Genomic DNA, 16,879 nt, shown 5'->3' with positions numbered 1-16,879 from the left:
TGGCGACTTTCGCGTAGACGTCTCGCCGTGAACGACTTCCGCACGGCCGGACGGTCAGCCGCTTTCGGCGATCCGGCGCGAATTCAGATGGCCGAGAAGCCGCCGTCGACAGACAACTCCACCCCATTCACGAAGCTCGAATCGTCTGAAGCAAGAAACAGCGCGGCCGCCGCAATTTCCTCAGGACGACCCATCTTTCCCCGCGGGATCAGGGATTCGAACATTTGCTTCGCCTCCTCGGTGAGAACTTGGTCCTGCATCGGTGTGGCGATCGGCCCCGGATGCAGCACGTTCACCCGTATATTCCTGCCCTTGAGTTCGTTGAGCCACCCGCGTGCGAACGCGTGCAGTGCCGCCTTGCTCGCCGCATACACGCTGTAACCAGGAAAACCTTTCAGCGACGCAACTGACCCGGTCATGAAGATCGATCCGCCATCGTTGAACAGCGGCAACGCCTTCTGAACCGTAAACAGCGTGCCCCGCGTATTCAGGTTGAAGGTCGCGTCGAAATGCTGCTCGGTAATCTCGCCCAGTGGGACGGCTTCGCCCGTGCCGGCGCTCGCGTACAGGATGTCGGTCCTGCCCTTTTCCCGTTTAACCGTGTCGAACAGACGGTCGAGGTCGTCGAGATTGGCCGCGTCGCCGCGCACGCCGGTTACGTTCCGGCCAATCAGCTTGACGGCCTCGTCCAGCGCCTCCTGTCTCCGGCCGGTGATGAAAACATAGGCGCCTTCTTCAACAAACCGCTTGGCGCTCGCCAGCGCCATGCCGCTCGATCCACCCGTGATGACCGCAACCTTACCCTCAAGCTTTCCCATGACTTCTCCTTCCAGGCTCCGCCTTTGATCGTTCGGGGACGCCCCCGAGACCCTCCAAATAGGTCCGCCGGAGTCAGGCGTTGAGTGCGGAAGCGCGCACATCGGTGGTGCAAAATCGATCCGGCTGGACGACTGACGCCAGCCGCGACGATCGGCGTCCGCCGTTCGGAATTGAGCCGCGCCCGTCGACATAAGCTATGATGACAGCCCGTACTGCTGTACGAATGCGTTGGATACGGGCTTTGGAAGGCGCACCGCGCGGTGCCGGATTGCACCATGATCGACTGGGATGACATTCGCTACTTTCTTGCCGTGGCGCGCGGAGGCTCTGTGCGGGCTGCCGCCGAGGGCCTCGGGGTGTATCATTCGACCGTGCTGCGACGCATCGCTCAGCTCGAGGAACGCCTCGGGGCGCAGATGTTCGAAAAGCTGCCTTCGGGCTACCGCCTGACGGCTGCGGGCGAGGAGGTCCTCGAGCTCGCGAACCAGATGGAAGCGTCGTCGCACCAGCTGGAGACGCGCGTCTTCGGTCGCGACCAGAGCGTGCGCGGGCTTCTGCGGGTGACGTTGGCTCCAACCCTTGCGACACATCTGCTCATGCCGGATCTCGCCGATTTCGCGCTTCTGCATCCTGATATCGAGATGGAAATCATCTCGTCCGGCGAGCTGGCAAATCTGACCAACCGAGAGGCCGACGTGGCGATCCGCGTCGTTTACGACCGCAAAACCCTGCCGCTCAATCTTCACGGCCTGAAGGGACCGGAGCTCTTCAGCGGCGTCTACATGTCTCGCGATCGACTGGCCGCATGGCGTGCGGGCGCGCCGGATCCCGTCCGGTGGATCGTCATAAGCATTCATGGCATCCCGGACTGGGTCCGCGAGGGTGAGGTTCGCGCCACGGGGGTTCCGTTCAGGACCACGGACGGCGAAGCGCAGATCGTTGCGGTACGGCAAGGGCTCGGGATGACGACACTGCCGTGCTTCGTCGGAGATGCCGACCCCCTATTGGTGAGGGTGCCGGGCGCCGACCTGCACCTGCATGGAACTCTCTGGCTTCTGACGCAGGGGGAGACGCGCAAGACGAAGCGCGTCCGGCTCTTCACGGAATTCGTATCCCGCAGGCTTGCCGCGTATGCTCCGCTTCTCGGGGGGCTGTCCATGTCGCGCGACTGACGCCCGGAAGGTCGCCGGCGACGCTTGCCGTAATCCGGTCGGAAGCCGAGCGGCGATTTTCATCTGGCGAGTCGCCAGATCAGGCCGGAACGTAGGTCAACCTGATTACATCCTCGCCAATCCGGTCATGAGCCATCAGGCGGAGCGGCGGCCGGGGTCCGGCGAAATATGGCTTGCCGTGACCGAGCACGACGGGGTGCAGGTAGATTCGATACTCATCGATCAGGCCAAGTTCGGTGAGGCTTTGCGCCAAATTGGGGCCGGCAACTTCGATCTCCCCGTCGCGTTCCGCCTTCAGCTTGCGGATCGCGGCCTCAAGATCTTCCCCAACAAGGCTGGCGTTGGGACCGACCGACGTCAACGAGCGCGAGACGACCCATTTCGGCTGGTTCCGCCACGCTGCCGCGAAGGCCTGTCGCTCTGCGTCCCATTCAGGATGTTCATCGTCCCAGTAACGCATGACCTCATACATCCGGCGACCGTACACGCTACCCGCCTGCCGCTGAGCCTCTTCGATGAAGTGGCGGAAGAGCGTGGGGCTTGGCCCAAACGCCATATGATCGACGTAGCCGTCCAAAGACTGGTTCATTCCGAACACAAGCTTGGCCATCCTCACTTCCTTTCCTTAAACGGCATATTCGCGCATGTCTGATTGCATAATGCAATCAGTTTTACGTTAGCTCAACTGATTTTATTTCGCACTTGGTTTTTGCAGTGCGCATAAACCCCGACCTGACGTTCGCCACCCGCCGTGCGAGATGCTGACCGACCAGAGGAGCGGGCCTGGTGGACAACAGCCTGTCCGCTTCCGGCGATCAGAATGGACAAGCCGCGGCCAGAGGGCGCTATTTCAGCGGCAGGAACAGTTCCGCCACCGCCTCATGCTCCGGCACCTCGGGGAAGAAACTCAGCCGCTGGCAATAGATCGGGAAATCGCGTGCTTCCTCGCCGCTCGCCGGAAGCCAGTCGCGATAAAGGTAGAGCGCGGCGGGCTCCAGATTGTCGGTGTTGCCGACGACACGCAGGACCGCGCAGCGTCCGCCGGGAATCTCGCCGGCTTTGATCTCTTTGCCGTTCGCCTCGATCGGTTGGTCGGTCCCGACACAAAGGTCCACGCTATAATCGGCAGGCGACGCAGGACGCCGCTCGGAACGCCAGACATTGAAGGTCGGACTTGTCTTGGGGTGTAGGCCAGCGGCCACGCGCCAGGCGATGAACCGCTGAATGGTGGCGCCGAGCGTCGCCGGGTCGCCCCGGTGCTCCATGATCGCCACCGGCGTGGGCGGCACATCGCGAATCCTAACGTCGTCAGTGGTAAAAGTCTTCTGCATGAGCTTGCTCCTTGCGTTGTCGAGAGGCCCGAAGGCCGCAAGCCACGGCTCCCAGTCGGGAGACTTCCGGAACGACGAAGGCGATTGCCCGAACCGTTGCCGAAAGGCGCGGGCGAAGGCATCCGGTGCTTCATAACCGGCATCCATCCCTATGTCAGTGACGCTTTGGGCGTCCCTGTAGGCCAGCCGGTGCGAAGCCCGCTTCAGACGGGCAAGCTGGACATAGCGATGCACGGACAATCCGAAGGTCGCCGTAAACTGCCGGTGGAAATGAAACTTCGAAAAGGCCGCAATACGGCTCACCGTTTCCAAGTCCAGCTCACTGTCAAGATGCCGGTCGATATAGTCCAGCACCCGCCGCATCCGGGCCTGATAGTTTTGAAGCGCCGTCTTCATCGTCCCTCCTGCGTGGCGGCTCCATCTAGTCGCTGGCGGCCATAACGTGCTCGACTGATCTTGCGGTTTGGCGTGGATCAGCCGGAAACTTCCGACGACCGCTTACAGGCAAGCCTTATCTAGGGCACGCGGAAAAAAATGAGCGCGAGCTGTCGGAAACTGCCGATCTGGTCCGCTTCGCCCACACTCTTATCGCCCAGGGATTGGTCGACCAGTTCGCCCTGCTCGTCGCGCCGGTGGCGCTGGGCAAAGGCCTGCCGCTGTTTTCCGAACTCACCCCGCCAACGCCTCTCAAGCTGATAAGCGCGAAGGCCTTTCCGGGGGGCGCGATGACGCAGATCTATCGGCCTTGCGATCCTCGCACAGGACTGTTATTCGCATTTCCGTCCTAGAGGAGAATGCCTTTGTTTGCCGTCGCAACGATCCAGAACTCACCGGCTGCGGCGGTAGGGATGAAGGCGCTCGGCATCATGACCGGGAGCTGATCCTCGCCCTATCGCTCGGCCTTAGCGCGCCCAATGCCGGCGCATGTCTAATGTCGAGAAGACTATGATCATCGAACTAACCACTCATGCCTTCGAAGCGCTGCTGAAGGGCATCGCGCCTCGCAATCTGCGCCTTGTCCAAGACAGTGCAATTGCGCCTCCTGAGATATTGGAGATGTTGAACCGCCTGGCGACTGAAATCAGCGCTGAATTCTCGCCGTCGGCCTGGATGATCGTGGAGGATGGCGAGATCGTCGGCCTCTGCTCCATCGTTCGAGTTCCACAAGATGGAAACATCCATATCGGCTATGGGATTGCGCCTTCGCGCCGGGGCCGTGGATGCACCGCGCGCGCCATAGGCCAGTTGCTGGCGTGGGGGCGGAGCGACCCTCGCGTGGCTCTGATCTCCGCAGAGACCGGGGTTGCGAACATTGCGTCACAGCGTGTCCTCGAGCGCAATGGATTCATTCGCGCCGGCGAGCGTATCGATGCCGAAGACGGTCCATTGATTTGCTGGGAAGCAATAACGGTCTAAGGTTGCGGGCCGAATAAGCCCGCACGGGAAACGGCCGGCCGAGGTTCAATTACCTCGGCCGGCCTTTTGTCATGGACAGATGACGACTGCGATCACGGCCTGCTTCAGCGGCCGTAGGTGACCTCGACGGAGGCCTTGTCGAGCGTATTTGCCCTGACATAGAAGCCAACCATGGCGGCCGGCGCAGTATCAGGAAGCGGAAGCTTGTCGACCGAAAGCGCATAGACGGTGAACTGGTAATGGTGCGGCGCATCGCCGGCCGGCGGGCATGCGCCGCCATAGCCTGATGTACCAAAATCGGTGTGACCTTCGACAGTGCCTGCGGGAAGCTTTTTGTCACCGCTGGCGCCGGTGGCGATCTCCGAGGCATTTGCGGGAATGTTGAACACCGACCAATGCCACCAGCCCGAGCCGGTCGGAGCATCCGGATCGTAAGCCATGATGGCGAAGCTCTTGGTCGCCTCGGGAGCACCCGACCAGGTCAGTTCCGGCGAGATGTTCTTGCCGGCGCAGCCGAAGCTGTTGAAGACCTGTGCATCGGCCATGGGCTTGCCGGCGGTCAAATCCTTCGAGGCGAGCTTCATTTCGGCCTGTGCGGCCGTCGCGCCAAAGACGGATGTGGCGAGAAGTACTGCTGTGATAAAACGCATTCTGTTTTCCTGCGGTTGATAATGCAGGAAAACTATCGTCACCGAGCAAGTGCATCTGCCCCGCTATGCTCAACTTCTGCCCCGATCCGCTCAAAACGCTCAGAGCCTCCCCGCACATGGCGTGGATTGACGCCAAACCGCTCTTTGAACCGCGCCGCGAATTGCGACGGGGAATCGTAACCGACCTCAAGCGCGACCTGCGCCATCGGCAGGGTTGTGGTTTGAATGAGGCCTAAGGCGCGATTCATTCTTGTATCGCTCAAGATCTCACTGAAACCGGTATTCTCGGCGGCCAGCTTACGCCTCAGCGTCGCTTCGCTCATGTTGAACGAGCGCGCCGCGTGTGCAAGCGTCCAATCAAAGGTCGTATCACTTTCGATCATCTGCCGCAGCCGGTCCTCGAGCCGAGGGCTTTGGCATTGGCCCAACACCGCTCCGTAGAGCGCAAACCAGGTGATCAGCTCCATCAAACGAGCCTTGGCAATGGCGCCGGGAAGCCTCGTCAGATTGCCGGGCTGACAGCAATATTCAAACAATGCCGCGGCTTCCTCCGGCAGCTTCGAGGTCCCTGCCGGGACAGGCCTCGATGGAACGGCGAGCGATCCCATCCTGGTATAGGCTTCCTCGAAGAGCTGTCGCGGAACAGGAAGCGCCAGGGTCTGATACTTCTGCGGCGCCTTGGGAATGTTCTCCATCGTCAACGGTCGATAGTCGGGCAGCAAGCCGTAGGCGCCCGCCTCGAGGCGCAAAGCCTTGTCATCTGCCATGACGATCTTCGTTCCCGATTGCACCTGTATCAACAGGGGGCTCGTATTGACGAGACGAAAAAAACAGGCCCGCCCGCCCTGGCGGATCAAGGCCCTGGTCGGAATGGGAAAGACCTCGTCGAGCATATGTTCTCCGACAACAGGATGGATGATCGTGGGGCTCGGGCTGCCAGGCCGTGAGACTGGAGCCATGATCGGTAGACTCGCCACCACCGATCCCTTGAGGATCGGGAATAGCAAAACCGCGTGTGATGGGCAATCTTGAGCGTCATTCAGGTGTTCGAACTCAATGGAATTCCGCGCGTCCCACCTCAGCGCATTTTCGTGGCTGGTGTTTGCTTGTCATCGATGTGAATTCGGGTTTTGTCGGCAGCGTCGGCCCGGCTTTTCACGTGATCGATGAAGGCCCGCAGCTTCGGCATCACCTGATGACGGCTGGGATAGTAGAGGAACACACCCGGCGCCATCGGTGCGAACGCCTCCAGGACGCGGACGAGTTTTCCCGCCCTCACTGGTCGGGCGGCGATTGGCTCCGGCACTTGCGCAAGCCCCATATCTTCGACGGCGGCTCCCAGCATGGTGGGAAAATCATGGGCGATCAGCGGCCCGGAGACAACAGCCTCGATCGGCTTTTTGCCGCTGACAAACGACCACGGCGCGATTGAGCCGTTAGAGCGGCGCATGCGGATGCAGGCATGTTGACGCAGATCGTCGATACGCTCGGGCCGCCCTCTCCGGTGCAGATATTCGGGGCTGCCGACGACCACCAGCGGGAAGGACGGCGTCAGCCGGACCGCGACCATGTCGACTGCGATGAACTGGCCGAGCCGGATACCGGCGTCAAATCCTTCGGCCGCGATATCGACCAGTTCCTCATTCGCGGCGACCTCCACCTCGATCTCGGGAAAGGCCTGGCAGAAGGATGCAATCAGTGGCTCCAACAGGATCGGCACCACTGACGGCGGCACGGTGAGCCGCACAGTCCAGCCGGTCTCTGGCCGAGCTCACGCGCAACCGCGCTTGCGGCGACCAGTTCCTCGAAAGCGGGCTTTGCGCGCGTGAGGAACCGCTCGCCGGCTTCAGTCAGACCGACACTGCGCGTCGTGCGGATGAAGAGTACTGCGCCGACACGCTCCTCAAGAGCGCGTACGGCCTGGCTGACTGCCGAGGGGGTCACCCCGAGTTCCCGCGGCTGCTCTGCGAAAGCTACGGTGATGGGCAACGCTCAGAAACGCCTCAACGCCGTCGAGCGCGCCTTGCCTGACTGTGAAGTTCTGCTTCATACCGCATCGATATTATCGCCAATAGTCGATCGCGGGAAGCGGCCGTACATCTGGACCCCACAAATCAGGAGTGCCCCGATGTCGACGGAATCCATCTTTCAAACCCATCTCGCGCTCGGCTATGTCGCGTGGCTGCTTTGCTTCGGCGCCTATATTCTGCCCTGGCTCAAATCGATGGACAGGGTCAAGGCGCACCGCGCCATCGCCACTCTGCACAGCTTCCGCTTCTTCGGGCTCGTCTTCATTCTGCCCCGCGTCGTCGGTCCCAACCTGCCCACCAGCTTCGCCATCTTGGCTGCCTATGGCGACCTCGCGGCCGGGCTGCTCGCCATGTTGGCGCTCGTCACGATCCGCATGCGTCCGGTCTTCTGGCTGTTCGTCGTCGCCTTCAATCTCGTGGGAATGGGCGACCTCGTGCTCGACTACTATCACGCGATCCAGGCCTGCCTGCCGGCGCGGGCGGAGGAATTGGGCGCCGCATACGCGATCCCGATCATTTACGTGCCCTTGCTGATGATCACCCACGTCTTCGCATTCTATTTGCTTCTGCGTCCTCAGCCTAAGGCAACCCAGGCGCTCGCCGGCGAGGCGGCAGTATCTTAACCTCCGCCATCTCAGGCGTTGCACCTTGCGATCGAAGATCGCAACTCTAGAGCCCGTCAAACCTGCGGACATAATCGACCAATGCGCGCAGCTTCAGCGGCTGTCTCTGGCGCCTGGGGTAGTAGAGATAGAAGCCCGGGAATGGCGGGCAGAAATCCTCCAGCAGCGGCACGAGCTCCCCGCGTTCGATATAGGATTGGAAGGTTTCCGCCATGCCGAAGGTGATGCCTGCTCCGGCGCAGGCCATGCGGATCATCATTCCCATGTCGTTGGTCGTGACGACGGGATCGACGGAGACGTCGAAGTCGCGATTGTTCTCGGTGAACTCCCAGCGATAAGGCGCCGTATCCGGGCGTGGCCGCCATCCGATGCAGGCATGATCCTGCAGGTCGCGGGGATGGCGGGGATGGCCGCGGCGCTCGAGATAGCTGCGGGATGCGGCCGCGCATTGTCGCTGCTCTTCGGAGACTGAAATCGCGATCATGTCCTGCTCGATCACTTCGCCCAGCCGGACACCGGCGTCGAAGCCGGCCTCGACGATATCGAATTCGTCATCGGTGATGGTGATATCGAGTTTGATGTCGGGGCAAGCTTCCATGAAACCGGCCAGTAGCGTGCCGGACAGGAAGTTCTCGGCGATCGAGGAAACGGTGATCCTCAGCAGGCCGCTCGGGCGCGCCTGCATTTCCCGCACCGTCTGCATTGCATCCTTGACCTGCCGGACCGATGGACGAACCGCGTCGAAGAACACTTCGCCGGCTTCGGTCAGGCTGACGCTGCGGGTCGTGCGCTGGACCAGGGCGACGCCAACCCGATCCTCCAGGCGCTGCAGGGCCTGACTGACGGCGGAGCGGGTGACGCCAAGCCGCTCGCCGGCAAGGCGGAAGTTCCGCGCCTCGGCCACCGCAAGAAAAACTGAAATGCCTTCGAGATCATCGACCATTGGTTAGTATTTCTAACCAAGGCATCCTCGATTGGCAACTTAATCGCCGCGGATGGGCACGCTATCTTTCAAGTCGAGATCAGCGCCAAGACCCACGCATCGGCAGATCTTCTTCGAAAGGCAAGGCAATGCGAAGGATTTTCAAAAGCCCGGTTCTGCAGTTTTTCACGGCGGTCACCCTGGCTGGCACGGCGACCAGTTCGTCCGCCACCCATGCCGTGAACGACCGAGATCAGCAGCAACAAACAAGCGAGAACAGAATGCAGCAACACCCCTATGTCGGCATGTGGGTTACGGATGATGGCCGCGTCCGCCACGAACTTTTGCCGAATGGCCGTTACGACGAAGCCCGCGGAAACCGGGAAAGCGCCTATCGCGGCCGCTACGAAGTCATCGGAAGGCACATCGAATACTGGGATGACACGGGCTTTACGGCCGACGGCGATTTCGTCGACGGCAATACCCTCCATCATGGCGGCATGGTGCTTCGCCGCAAGTGACGTGCCGCCTGAAAGGCAACATCACCAAGGATAAGGCCGGGTTTGCCGGCCGGAAAGGATGACGATCATGTCTTCCCCAACACCCATCTGGTTCATCACCGGCGCATCGTTCGGCCTCGGCCGGGCACTCGCCGAAGCGGTCCTCGCCCGTGGCTGGCGCGCCGCCATGACGGCGCGCAGACCCGAGACCCTGGCAGATCTCACGGCAGAGCACGGTGACCGCGCACTTGCCCTTGCACTCGATGTGACGGACAGCAACTCCATCGCCGGCGCGGTTCATGACGCGGAAACGCATTTCGGCGTGATCGACGTCCTCGTCAACAATGCCGGCTACGGCTACCTCTCGGCGATCGAAGAGGGCGACGATGCCGAGATACGCGCTCAGTTCGAAACCAATGTGTTCGGTTTGATCGCTGTCACCAAGCAAGTTCTGCCGGGCATGCGCTCACGCCGGCAAGGACATATCTTCAACGTCTCTTCGCTCGGCGGGCTCGTCGCTTTTGCTGCAACCGGCTCTACCACGCCACCAAATTCGCGGTCGAAGGCTTGTCGGAATCGCTTTCGCATGAGGTCAAATCGCTTGGCATCGATGTGACGATCCTCGAACCGGGCGCCTTCCGCACGGATTGGGCCGGCCGGTCGATGGTCGAATCCAGTACGATCATCGACGACTATGCCGAGACATCCGGCAAGCGGCGCCAGGTCACCCGCTCGGTCTCCGGCAACCAGCCGGGCGATCCGGTGCGAGCCGCGACAGCAATCATATCGGCGTTCGAGGCGGACGAGCCGCCGCTGCGCCTGCTGCTCGGCGCACCTGCCCTGAAGATCGCCCGCGAACGACTCGATGCGCTGCGCGCAAATTTCGAAGCCTGGGCGGAGACGACGCTCAGCGCCGATTTCCCAAGCTAAACCCCAAGAAAACCCTCAGCCGCATCGCCAGGCGAGCGGCCTGCAAATGGAGCTTGAAATGTCTGATATCAAAGGAAAAGTCATTGCCATCACCGGAGCCAGCAGCGGTATCGGAGAGGCTGCGGCAAAGGTGCTGGCAGCCGCAGGCGCCCATGTCCTGATTGGCGCGCGCCGCACCGAGCGCCTGGAGGAACTCGCCGCCGACATCGCGGCAAAGGGTGGGTCGGTGCGCCTGCAAAAGCTTGACGTCACCGACCGGGCGGATGTGGAAGCCTTCGCAGGCTTTGCCAAGTCCGAATTCGGCCGGCTGGACGTTATCGTCAACAATGCCGGGGTCATGCCGCTCTCGCCGCTAGACGCCCTCAAGGTCGACGAGTGGGACCGGATGGTCGACGTCAATATCAAAGGCGTTCTCTACGGCATCGCGGCGGCCCTTCCGATCATGAAGGCGCAGGGATCGGGGCAGATCATCAACCTGTCTTCGATCGGCGGCCACAGCGTCTCTCCGACCGCCGCGGTCTATTGCGCGACGAAATTCGCAGTGCGGGCGATCTCGGACGGGCTGCGGCAGGAAACCGATCGCATCCGGGTGACCGTCATCTCCCCCGGCACGACGACATCGGAACTGGCCGAGACGATCACCGATCCGACGGCGCGGGATGCCATGAAGGCGTTCAGGGCGATCACGATCAGCCCCGAGGCCATCGCCAATTCGATCCTCTACGCCGTCAGCCAGCCTGATGATGTCGATGTCAGCGAGATCATCATCCGGCCGACAGCCAGCCCGCATTGATCCGCTGAGATTTTGCCAAAGCAATTCCAGCAAAAGTCTAGAGCGGTTTTGCGGAACTGCTCTAGAAACCCAGCGACTGCTGGGCAGGCGGTGGCGGCGCAAGGTTGACGCCTTCGAGTTCCAGCATGCGGGCTTTCGATGACGAACCGCCGGGAGCGGAGAAGCCGCCGATCTTGCCGCCGGCGGCCAGCACCCGGTGGCAGGGGATGATCAAAGCGACCGGGTTCTTCGCCATCGCCTGACCGACGTCGCGGGCGGCTTCCGGCCCGACGCCGAGCTCCTTCGCCAGCGCGCCGTAAGTGGTCGTGCGACCCCAGCCGACACGCCGTGCCGCCGCATAAATATCCCGGAAGAAGGCATCCTGACCGGCAAGATCGAGTTCGACGCCGGAAAAATCCGTCTCCTCGCCCTGGAAATAGCGCTTCACCGCAGCGACCGTCTCGAGCACAGCAGGCGTCGGTGCGCCGGATTCGGCATCCGACAGGCGGCGCAACAGCAGCCGTTCGGTCGCTTCCGCTGATTTGGTCGGCAGCTGGAAGCGGGTGATGCCGGCATCGCTCCAGGCGATGCCGCAGAAACCGCTCGCGGTTTCGAAGATGAGATAGTGGTGCATTGTCTCAGCCATGACAAAGGCTCCGCGTTTGCGATGACCCATAAAATCGTATGAGACGGCCGCTGTTTCAACCCGTTTCTTGCGCGCGCCGGGCTTCCCGGAAAGATCGCGATGCTGCAATGTCGGTCGAACGTCCACTTCAGCCGCTTCTCTCCGACCGCAAGGCCGTGCCGCTGATGCGCTTGGCCACGGCTTGCGCTTGCCTAGCTTCTGCGCATAAAGCTCGTTCAGGTGTTGCACGGGGAGCGAAATCAGCATGGACGTTTCAGAGATCATCATCCCTGGAGATACGCCGGGAACGGAGTGGCGGCTGCCGGTGCTGCGCTTTACGGGCGGCGATCCGAAGGCGCCGAAGACCTATATCCAGGCGGCCCTGCATGCCGGCGAGTTGCCGGGAACAGTGCTCTTGAATTTCCTCTGCGAGAGGCTGCGGCAAGCGGAGAGCCAAGGCGGGATCGCCGGCGATATCACCATCGTGCCGCAGGCCAATCCGATCGGTGCGGCGCAATCCCATTTCGGCGATTTGCAGGGCCGTTTCGACTTGGGCTCGCGCACCAATTTCAACCGGGATTTCCCGCTGATCTCCAATGCGGATCGCGCCACGCTGATCGAAGACCTCGATGATTACCCGGCTACCGACAGGTTGAAGCGGCAGCTGCTGCACATGGCGCTCGGGGCCGATCTCGTGCTCGACCTGCATTGCGACGACGAATCCCTGCAATATGCCTATATCGACGAGGCCTTCTGGCCGGAGGCGGCCGATCTCGCCGCTTCACTCGACATGAAGGCCGTGTTGCTTTCGGATGGCGAAAGCTCGGCCTTCGAGGAGGCTGTCGGCTTTGCATGGAAATATGAAGTTCCCGGCGAGCGCCAATCCCGGCTGCCCGGCAAACTCTCCGTCACTGTCGAGCTGCGCGGCAAGCGCGATGTCGATCCGGTGCTGGCGAAAAAGGATGCCGACGGGCTCTGGCACTTCCTCGCGACACGGGGGATCGTCAGTGAAGGGAAGCCAGCGGCAACGCCATTTTCCGGTCCGGCCGTGCCGCTCGATAATATCGAGATCATTCGCACTCCAGAAGGCGGGGCCGTGCTTTTCCATCGCGATATCGGCGAGAAGATTGCGGAAGGCGACCTTCTGGCGACGATCGTCACCCGGCCGGGACAGCCGGGCGGCAGCATCGAGCTTACCGCGCCGCAGGACGGGCTGATCCTGACCCGAACCTCCGACCGGCTGGTGCGGCGGCGCGGCGACCTGATGAAGATCGCCTGCGACGAACCCAGCAAGGCCTCCCGCAAGGCCGGCACGCTGGAGAATTGAACGGGGCCGTCTCCTGCTGCGATTGTCGACGCGCTCGGGGATAAAACGTCGCACGGCGTTTGCGCCGGCCTTCGTGCATGTTATCTCGCTGGCATCACAGGGAGATCGATCGGGCATGGCCGTCACCATCTATGGCATCAAGAATTGCGACACGATGAAGAAGGCCCGCAGCTGGCTGGAAGAACACAGCGTCGCCTATGAATTTCACGATTACAAGGCGCTGGGTATCGACCGCGCCCATCTCGAAGCCTGGATCGACGAAGCCGGCCTCGACACCGTGCTCAACCGCGCCGGCACCACCTTCCGCAAACTGCCCGATGCCGACCGCGAGGACCTCACCCGGGAGAAAGCAATCCAGCTGATGCTCGACCAGCCGTCGATGATCAAGCGGCCGGTGCTGGAGGCGAAGGGCAAGCTGCTGATCGGCTTCAAGCCGGAGATTTACGCCGGTATGCTCGGAGGCTGACAGGCGGCCCGCTGAGCTCACGAGGGAAAGAGATGTCCAAGACCACGCGCGCGACACAGCTTCTTTCGCAGGCGGGCGTCGCCTTCACAGTTCATGCCTATGACTACGACCCCAATGCTGAGCGTGTCGGGCTGCAGGCGGCCGAAGCGCTCGGCGAGGCGCCGCATCGGGTGTTGAAGACGCTGATGGCGGAAGTGGACGGCAAACCGGTCTGCGTCGTCGTACCGTCGGATCGCGAGGTCAGCATGAAGAAGCTTGCGAGCGCCTTTCACGGCAAATCGGCCAACATGATGAAGCCTGCCGATGCCGAGCGGCTGACGGGCTATCATGTCGGCGGCATCAGCCCGTTCGGCCAGAAGAAGACCGTGCCGACGGCGATCGAGGAAGCCGCCCTTGGCGAACCGCTGGTCTATATCAATGGTGGGCAGCGCGGGCTGCAGGTGCGGCTCGATCCGAAGGCTGCGTTGAAGGTGCTGAAGGCTGTCGCCGCGCCGCTGATTGCCTGATCGGAGCATGATGCCGAAAAGTGTAGACGGTTTTCGGATGACATCATGCTCTTACTGTTGAATCTAGAGGAAGCGGTCAAGCAGGCCGGCGATCGTCTTCGCCTCGTTGTCGGCAAGCTTGCAGCCGATATGGGTCTCGATCGATCTGGCATAGACGGTCCACATGCGCTCGCGAAGCTTTCGGCCGGCATCTGACATCACCACCCAGCGGCCGCGCCCATCTTCAGCGAAGGCCTCGCGCCGGACCAGCCCCTCTTTTTCCAACCGATCGATCATCCGGGAAAGATTATACTGCGCCAGCAATGTCCGCTCTTCGATCTCGTAGGGGCGCAGCTTGCCATCTTCCGAGCGCGTCAATTCCCAAAGCACGTCATACCAGGCAAGCGGCGGCATGCCGGCCGCCTTCAGATCGGCTTCGATGGCAGCAAGCAAGCGTTCGCGGGCGCGCATGATGCTCGTCCAGGCAGAGGTGACCGCTTCGCTCGGATTCGACGTTTTTTCGGACATAAATGCAATTACATCTATCTTGAATTCCGCCGCAAGCGATATTAGATGCAGTTACATCTATCATCGCCGCATGGAGACCGTCATGAGCAAACTTACCCTCGTCAGCCATCATCTCTGCCCCTATGTGCAGCGCGCCGCGATCGCGCTTCTCGAAAAGGGCGTGCCCTTCGAGCGCATCAACATCGATCTTGCCAACAAGCCGGACTGGTTCCTGCAGATCTCGCCGCTCGGCAAGGTGCCGCTGCTGCGGATCGAGGAAGAGGACGGCAGCGAGGCGGTGCTGTTCGAAAGCAGCGTCATCTGCGAATATCTGGAGGAAACGCAGCCGGGCGTCACGCTGCATCCCAAACACCCGCTGACGCGTGCCCGCCATCGCGGCTGGATGGAATTCGGCTCGTCCGTGCTTTCCGATCTCTGGGGCTATGAGACGGCACAGGATGCGGACCCGCTGGAGGCCAAGCGCAAGGCGCTCATCGCCAAATTCGCGACGCTCGAGGGTGTGCTGACGGATGGGCCTTATTTCGCCGGCAACGACTTCAGCCTCGTCGACGCCGTCTTCGCGCCGGTCTTTCGGTATTTCGATCTCTTCGACACGCTCGGCGACAGCGGCATCTTCGAAGGGCTTGAGCGGGTGGCGCGCTGGCGCAAGGCGCTCTCCGAGCGGGCGAGCGTCAGGGCCGCTGTCGGCGCGGACTACCCGCAGCGGCTGATGGAATTCCTCGAAAAGCATAACTCAATCCTGCTCAGGCAAGCTGCCGCCGCCTGAAGCGCGTCCGGCGGCCGGACATATATCCGGCCGCTTGCAATTCGGCGGCAATACGCTTCATTTTCGCCGCAAACGGGTCTAAGTCTTCCCGCCTCCCACCGTCGATGACAGAAGGCAGGTTGAACCATGACTTTCATGCCCCAGAGCCAGAACACCGTTGATCCCGTCAAGCTGGAAAAGCTTGCGGAAGTCGCCATCAAGGTCGGGCTGCAACTGCAGAAAGGTCAGGATCTGGTGATCACCGCACCTGTCGTGGCGCTGCCGCTGGTTCGCCTGATCACCAAGCACGCCTATCAGGCCGGCGCAGGGCTGGTCTCCGCCTTCTATTCCGACGAGGAGACGACGCTGGCGCGCTATCAATATGGCAGCGACGAGAGCTTTGACCGCGCCTCCGGCTGGCTCTACGAGGGCATGGCCAAGGCCTATGCCAACGGGGCGGCCCGTCTCGCGGTCGCCGGCGACAATCCGATGCTGCTATCCGAGCAGGATGCCGGCAAGGTCGGCCGCGCCAATCGCGCCAATTCCACCGCCTATAAGCCGGCGCTGGAAAAAATCTCGAATTTCGACATCAACTGGAACATCGTCTCCTATCCGAACCCATCCTGGGCCAAGGTGGTCTTCCCCGACGATCCGGAGCCGATCGCGATCGCCAAGCTCGCCAAGGCGATCTTTGCCGCCTCGCGCGTCGACGTCAGCGATCCGGTCGCCGCCTGGACCGAACACAATGCCAATCTTGCCAAGCGCTCCGCCTGGCTGAACGGCGAGCGTTTCGCCTCGCTGCATTTCAAGGGACCTGGCACCGACCTGACGGTCGGCCTTGCCGACGGGCATGAATGGCATGGCGGCGCTTCCACCGCCAAAAACGGCATTACCTGCAATCCGAACATCCCGACGGAGGAAGTCTTCACCACGCCGCATGCGCTGCGCGTCGAAGGCCATGTGTCGAGCACCAAGCCGCTTTCGCACCAGGGCACGCTGATCGACAATATCCAGGTGCATTTCGAGGGCGGGCGCATCGTCGAGGCCAAGGCCTCTCGCGGTGAAGAGGTCTTGAACAAGGTGCTCGATACCGACGAGGGCGCGCGCCGGCTCGGCGAAGTGGCGCTCGTGCCACATTCCTCACCGATCTCGGCCAGCGGCATCCTGTTCTACAACACGCTGTTCGACGAAAACGCCTCCTGCCACATCGCGCTCGGCCAGTGCTATTCCAAGTGCTTCCTCGATGGCGCGACACTGAGCCAGGAGCAGATCAAGGCACAGGGCGGCAATTCCAGCCTGATCCATATCGACTGGATGATCGGCTCCGATAACGTCGATATCGACGGCATCAAGCCGGATGGTTCGCGGGTTCCGGTGATGCGGCAGGGCGAATGGGCCTGAGCGGCATCCTCGTGGGCTGACTGAGCCAGACGCTGGCGCACCACAACTAGCCCTCATCCTTGTACGTTGCTGATCATGTAGAATGCGATTGTGCGACGTAGGAGGATGAGGCTGGAGGGAGGGCGTGCCGGCCCCAC

Annotated in this window: 18 protein-coding genes and 2 pseudogenes; 11 read left to right on the top strand and 9 right to left on the bottom strand. The window is 61.8% G+C overall.

The window, feature by feature from the left end; translation table 11 throughout:
• Positions 1-83: 83 nt before the first annotated feature.
• Positions 84-818 (bottom strand): SDR family NAD(P)-dependent oxidoreductase, encoded by a 735-nt coding sequence (locus U5G49_RS23445; RefSeq protein ID WP_128408411.1) that lies wholly within the window; start codon positions 816-818, stop codon positions 84-86.
• A 276-nt stretch (positions 819-1,094) separates the two neighbouring features.
• On the opposite strand from U5G49_RS23445, the gene U5G49_RS23440 reads away from it, so the two are divergent.
• Positions 1,095-1,991 (top strand): LysR family transcriptional regulator, encoded by an 897-nt coding sequence (locus U5G49_RS23440; RefSeq protein WP_193446427.1) that lies wholly within the window; start codon positions 1,095-1,097, stop codon positions 1,989-1,991.
• A gap of 79 nt (positions 1,992-2,070) precedes the next feature.
• On the opposite strand, the gene U5G49_RS23435 is transcribed toward U5G49_RS23440, so the two are convergent.
• Positions 2,071-2,601: a dihydrofolate reductase family protein gene (locus U5G49_RS23435; protein ID WP_193446428.1), complete on the bottom strand. Its 531-nt coding sequence runs from the start codon at positions 2,599-2,601 to the stop codon at positions 2,071-2,073.
• A 235-nt stretch (positions 2,602-2,836) separates the two neighbouring features.
• Positions 2,837-3,718 (bottom strand): AraC family transcriptional regulator, encoded by an 882-nt coding sequence (locus U5G49_RS23430; RefSeq protein WP_193446429.1) that lies wholly within the window; start codon positions 3,716-3,718, stop codon positions 2,837-2,839.
• A 528-nt stretch (positions 3,719-4,246) separates the two neighbouring features.
• Here U5G49_RS23430 and U5G49_RS23420 point away from each other — a divergent pair.
• Complete coding sequence (locus tag U5G49_RS23420) at positions 4,247-4,738, top strand: GNAT family N-acetyltransferase (RefSeq protein ID WP_193446430.1); 492 nt, start codon at positions 4,247-4,249, stop codon at positions 4,736-4,738.
• A 104-nt stretch (positions 4,739-4,842) separates the two neighbouring features.
• Here U5G49_RS23420 and U5G49_RS23415 read toward each other — a convergent pair whose 3' ends face one another.
• From U5G49_RS23415 to U5G49_RS23405, 3 genes and pseudogenes are all read right to left on the bottom strand, one after another.
• A complete protein-coding gene (locus U5G49_RS23415; RefSeq protein WP_193446431.1) occupies positions 4,843-5,388 on the bottom strand; it encodes a YbhB/YbcL family Raf kinase inhibitor-like protein in 546 nt (181 codons plus the stop codon).
• Between the two features lie 38 nt (positions 5,389-5,426).
• The gene (locus U5G49_RS23410) at positions 5,427-6,281 is read right to left on the bottom strand and encodes an AraC family transcriptional regulator (protein ID WP_018447904.1); all 855 of its coding nucleotides are present in this window, start codon (positions 6,279-6,281) and stop codon (positions 5,427-5,429) included.
• A 185-nt stretch (positions 6,282-6,466) separates the two neighbouring features.
• A pseudogene (locus tag U5G49_RS23405) lies at positions 6,467-7,438 on the bottom strand (LysR family transcriptional regulator).
• Between the two features lie 78 nt (positions 7,439-7,516).
• Between U5G49_RS23405 and U5G49_RS23400 the strand changes: the two are divergent.
• On the top strand, positions 7,517-8,041 hold the full coding sequence (locus tag U5G49_RS23400; protein WP_193446432.1) for a hypothetical protein: 525 nt from the start codon (positions 7,517-7,519) through the stop codon (positions 8,039-8,041).
• A 46-nt stretch (positions 8,042-8,087) separates the two neighbouring features.
• On the opposite strand, the gene U5G49_RS23395 is transcribed toward U5G49_RS23400, so the two are convergent.
• A complete protein-coding gene (locus U5G49_RS23395) occupies positions 8,088-8,984 on the bottom strand; it encodes a LysR family transcriptional regulator (protein ID WP_018447907.1) in 897 nt (298 codons plus the stop codon).
• Between the two features lie 128 nt (positions 8,985-9,112).
• Between U5G49_RS23395 and U5G49_RS23390 the strand changes: the two genes are divergently transcribed.
• The 3 genes and pseudogenes from U5G49_RS23390 to U5G49_RS23380 all read left to right on the top strand — a co-directional run bounded on the left by U5G49_RS23390 (position 9,113) and on the right by U5G49_RS23380 (position 11,186).
• Positions 9,113-9,484: an Atu4866 domain-containing protein gene (locus tag U5G49_RS23390; RefSeq protein ID WP_131631024.1), complete on the top strand. Its 372-nt coding sequence runs from the start codon at positions 9,113-9,115 to the stop codon at positions 9,482-9,484.
• A gap of 58 nt (positions 9,485-9,542) precedes the next feature.
• Positions 9,543-10,393: pseudogene (locus tag U5G49_RS23385) on the top strand (oxidoreductase).
• A gap of 58 nt (positions 10,394-10,451) precedes the next feature.
• Positions 10,452-11,186, top strand: coding sequence for an SDR family oxidoreductase (locus tag U5G49_RS23380; protein WP_026230906.1), 735 nt, complete (start codon positions 10,452-10,454; stop codon positions 11,184-11,186).
• 61 nt (positions 11,187-11,247) lie between these two features.
• On the opposite strand, the gene U5G49_RS23375 is transcribed toward U5G49_RS23380, so the two are convergent.
• The gene (locus tag U5G49_RS23375) at positions 11,248-11,811 is read right to left on the bottom strand and encodes a methylated-DNA--[protein]-cysteine S-methyltransferase (protein ID WP_026188582.1); all 564 of its coding nucleotides are present in this window, start codon (positions 11,809-11,811) and stop codon (positions 11,248-11,250) included.
• Positions 11,812-12,055: 244 nt separating this feature from the next.
• Between U5G49_RS23375 and U5G49_RS23370 the strand changes: the two genes are divergently transcribed.
• From U5G49_RS23370 to ybaK, 3 genes are all read left to right on the top strand, one after another.
• Positions 12,056-13,117 carry a succinylglutamate desuccinylase/aspartoacylase family protein gene (locus U5G49_RS23370; RefSeq protein WP_193446433.1) on the top strand — a complete coding sequence of 354 codons (1,062 nt, stop codon included), beginning with the start codon at positions 12,056-12,058 and terminating at the stop codon, positions 13,115-13,117.
• 115 nt (positions 13,118-13,232) lie between these two features.
• Complete coding sequence (locus U5G49_RS23365; protein ID WP_131631021.1) at positions 13,233-13,583, top strand: ArsC family reductase; 351 nt, start codon at positions 13,233-13,235, stop codon at positions 13,581-13,583.
• 32 nt (positions 13,584-13,615) lie between these two features.
• Complete coding sequence (gene ybaK / locus U5G49_RS23360) at positions 13,616-14,089, top strand: Cys-tRNA(Pro) deacylase (protein WP_131631020.1); 474 nt, start codon at positions 13,616-13,618, stop codon at positions 14,087-14,089.
• 63 nt (positions 14,090-14,152) lie between these two features.
• Here ybaK and U5G49_RS23355 read toward each other — a convergent pair whose 3' ends face one another.
• Positions 14,153-14,596 (bottom strand): MarR family winged helix-turn-helix transcriptional regulator, encoded by a 444-nt coding sequence (locus U5G49_RS23355; RefSeq protein ID WP_131631019.1) that lies wholly within the window; start codon positions 14,594-14,596, stop codon positions 14,153-14,155.
• 82 nt (positions 14,597-14,678) lie between these two features.
• Here U5G49_RS23355 and U5G49_RS23350 point away from each other — a divergent pair, with 82 nt between their 5' ends.
• Together U5G49_RS23350 and U5G49_RS23345 are read left to right on the top strand one after the other, a co-directional pair.
• The gene (locus tag U5G49_RS23350; RefSeq protein ID WP_193446434.1) at positions 14,679-15,362 is read left to right on the top strand and encodes a glutathione S-transferase family protein; all 684 of its coding nucleotides are present in this window, start codon (positions 14,679-14,681) and stop codon (positions 15,360-15,362) included.
• Between the two features lie 126 nt (positions 15,363-15,488).
• Positions 15,489-16,742, top strand: coding sequence for an aminopeptidase (locus tag U5G49_RS23345; protein WP_193446435.1), 1,254 nt, complete (start codon positions 15,489-15,491; stop codon positions 16,740-16,742).
• Positions 16,743-16,879 lie beyond the last annotated feature (137 nt).

The organism is Rhizobium indigoferae (assembly GCF_034554815.1).
GTDB classification, from domain to species: Bacteria; Pseudomonadota; Alphaproteobacteria; order Rhizobiales; family Rhizobiaceae; genus Rhizobium; species Rhizobium leguminosarum.
This window is presented reverse-complemented; position numbering and strand designations above follow the sequence as displayed.

Bases quoted from the DNA above. Each gene is read 5' to 3' on its own strand.
- U5G49_RS23390 (WP_131631024.1), top strand. From the start codon at position 9,113: ATGCGAAGGATTTTCAAAAGCCCGGTTCTGCAGTTTTTCACGGCGGTC.
- U5G49_RS23400 (WP_193446432.1), top strand. From the start codon at position 7,517: ATGTCGACGGAATCCATCTTTCAAACCCATCTCGCGCTCGGCTATGTC.
- U5G49_RS23435 (WP_193446428.1), bottom strand. From the start codon at position 2,601: ATGGCCAAGCTTGTGTTCGGAATGAACCAGTCTTTGGACGGCTACGTC.
- U5G49_RS23345 (WP_193446435.1), top strand. From the start codon at position 15,489: ATGACTTTCATGCCCCAGAGCCAGAACACCGTTGATCCCGTCAAGCTG.
- U5G49_RS23395 (WP_018447907.1), bottom strand. From the start codon at position 8,984: ATGGTCGATGATCTCGAAGGCATTTCAGTTTTTCTTGCGGTGGCCGAG.
- ybaK (WP_131631020.1), top strand. From the start codon at position 13,616: ATGTCCAAGACCACGCGCGCGACACAGCTTCTTTCGCAGGCGGGCGTC.
- U5G49_RS23365 (WP_131631021.1), top strand. From the start codon at position 13,233: ATGGCCGTCACCATCTATGGCATCAAGAATTGCGACACGATGAAGAAG.
- U5G49_RS23370 (WP_193446433.1), top strand. From the start codon at position 12,056: ATGGACGTTTCAGAGATCATCATCCCTGGAGATACGCCGGGAACGGAG.
- U5G49_RS23430 (WP_193446429.1), bottom strand. From the start codon at position 3,718: ATGAAGACGGCGCTTCAAAACTATCAGGCCCGGATGCGGCGGGTGCTG.
- U5G49_RS23445 (WP_128408411.1), bottom strand. From the start codon at position 818: ATGGGAAAGCTTGAGGGTAAGGTTGCGGTCATCACGGGTGGATCGAGC.
- U5G49_RS23410 (WP_018447904.1), bottom strand. From the start codon at position 6,281: ATGCTCGACGAGGTCTTTCCCATTCCGACCAGGGCCTTGATCCGCCAG.
- U5G49_RS23375 (WP_026188582.1), bottom strand. From the start codon at position 11,811: ATGGCTGAGACAATGCACCACTATCTCATCTTCGAAACCGCGAGCGGT.
- U5G49_RS23440 (WP_193446427.1), top strand. From the start codon at position 1,095: ATGATCGACTGGGATGACATTCGCTACTTTCTTGCCGTGGCGCGCGGA.
- U5G49_RS23380 (WP_026230906.1), top strand. From the start codon at position 10,452: ATGTCTGATATCAAAGGAAAAGTCATTGCCATCACCGGAGCCAGCAGC.
- U5G49_RS23355 (WP_131631019.1), bottom strand. From the start codon at position 14,596: ATGTCCGAAAAAACGTCGAATCCGAGCGAAGCGGTCACCTCTGCCTGG.
- U5G49_RS23350 (WP_193446434.1), top strand. From the start codon at position 14,679: ATGAGCAAACTTACCCTCGTCAGCCATCATCTCTGCCCCTATGTGCAG.
- U5G49_RS23415 (WP_193446431.1), bottom strand. From the start codon at position 5,388: ATGCGTTTTATCACAGCAGTACTTCTCGCCACATCCGTCTTTGGCGCG.
- U5G49_RS23420 (WP_193446430.1), top strand. From the start codon at position 4,247: ATGTCTAATGTCGAGAAGACTATGATCATCGAACTAACCACTCATGCC.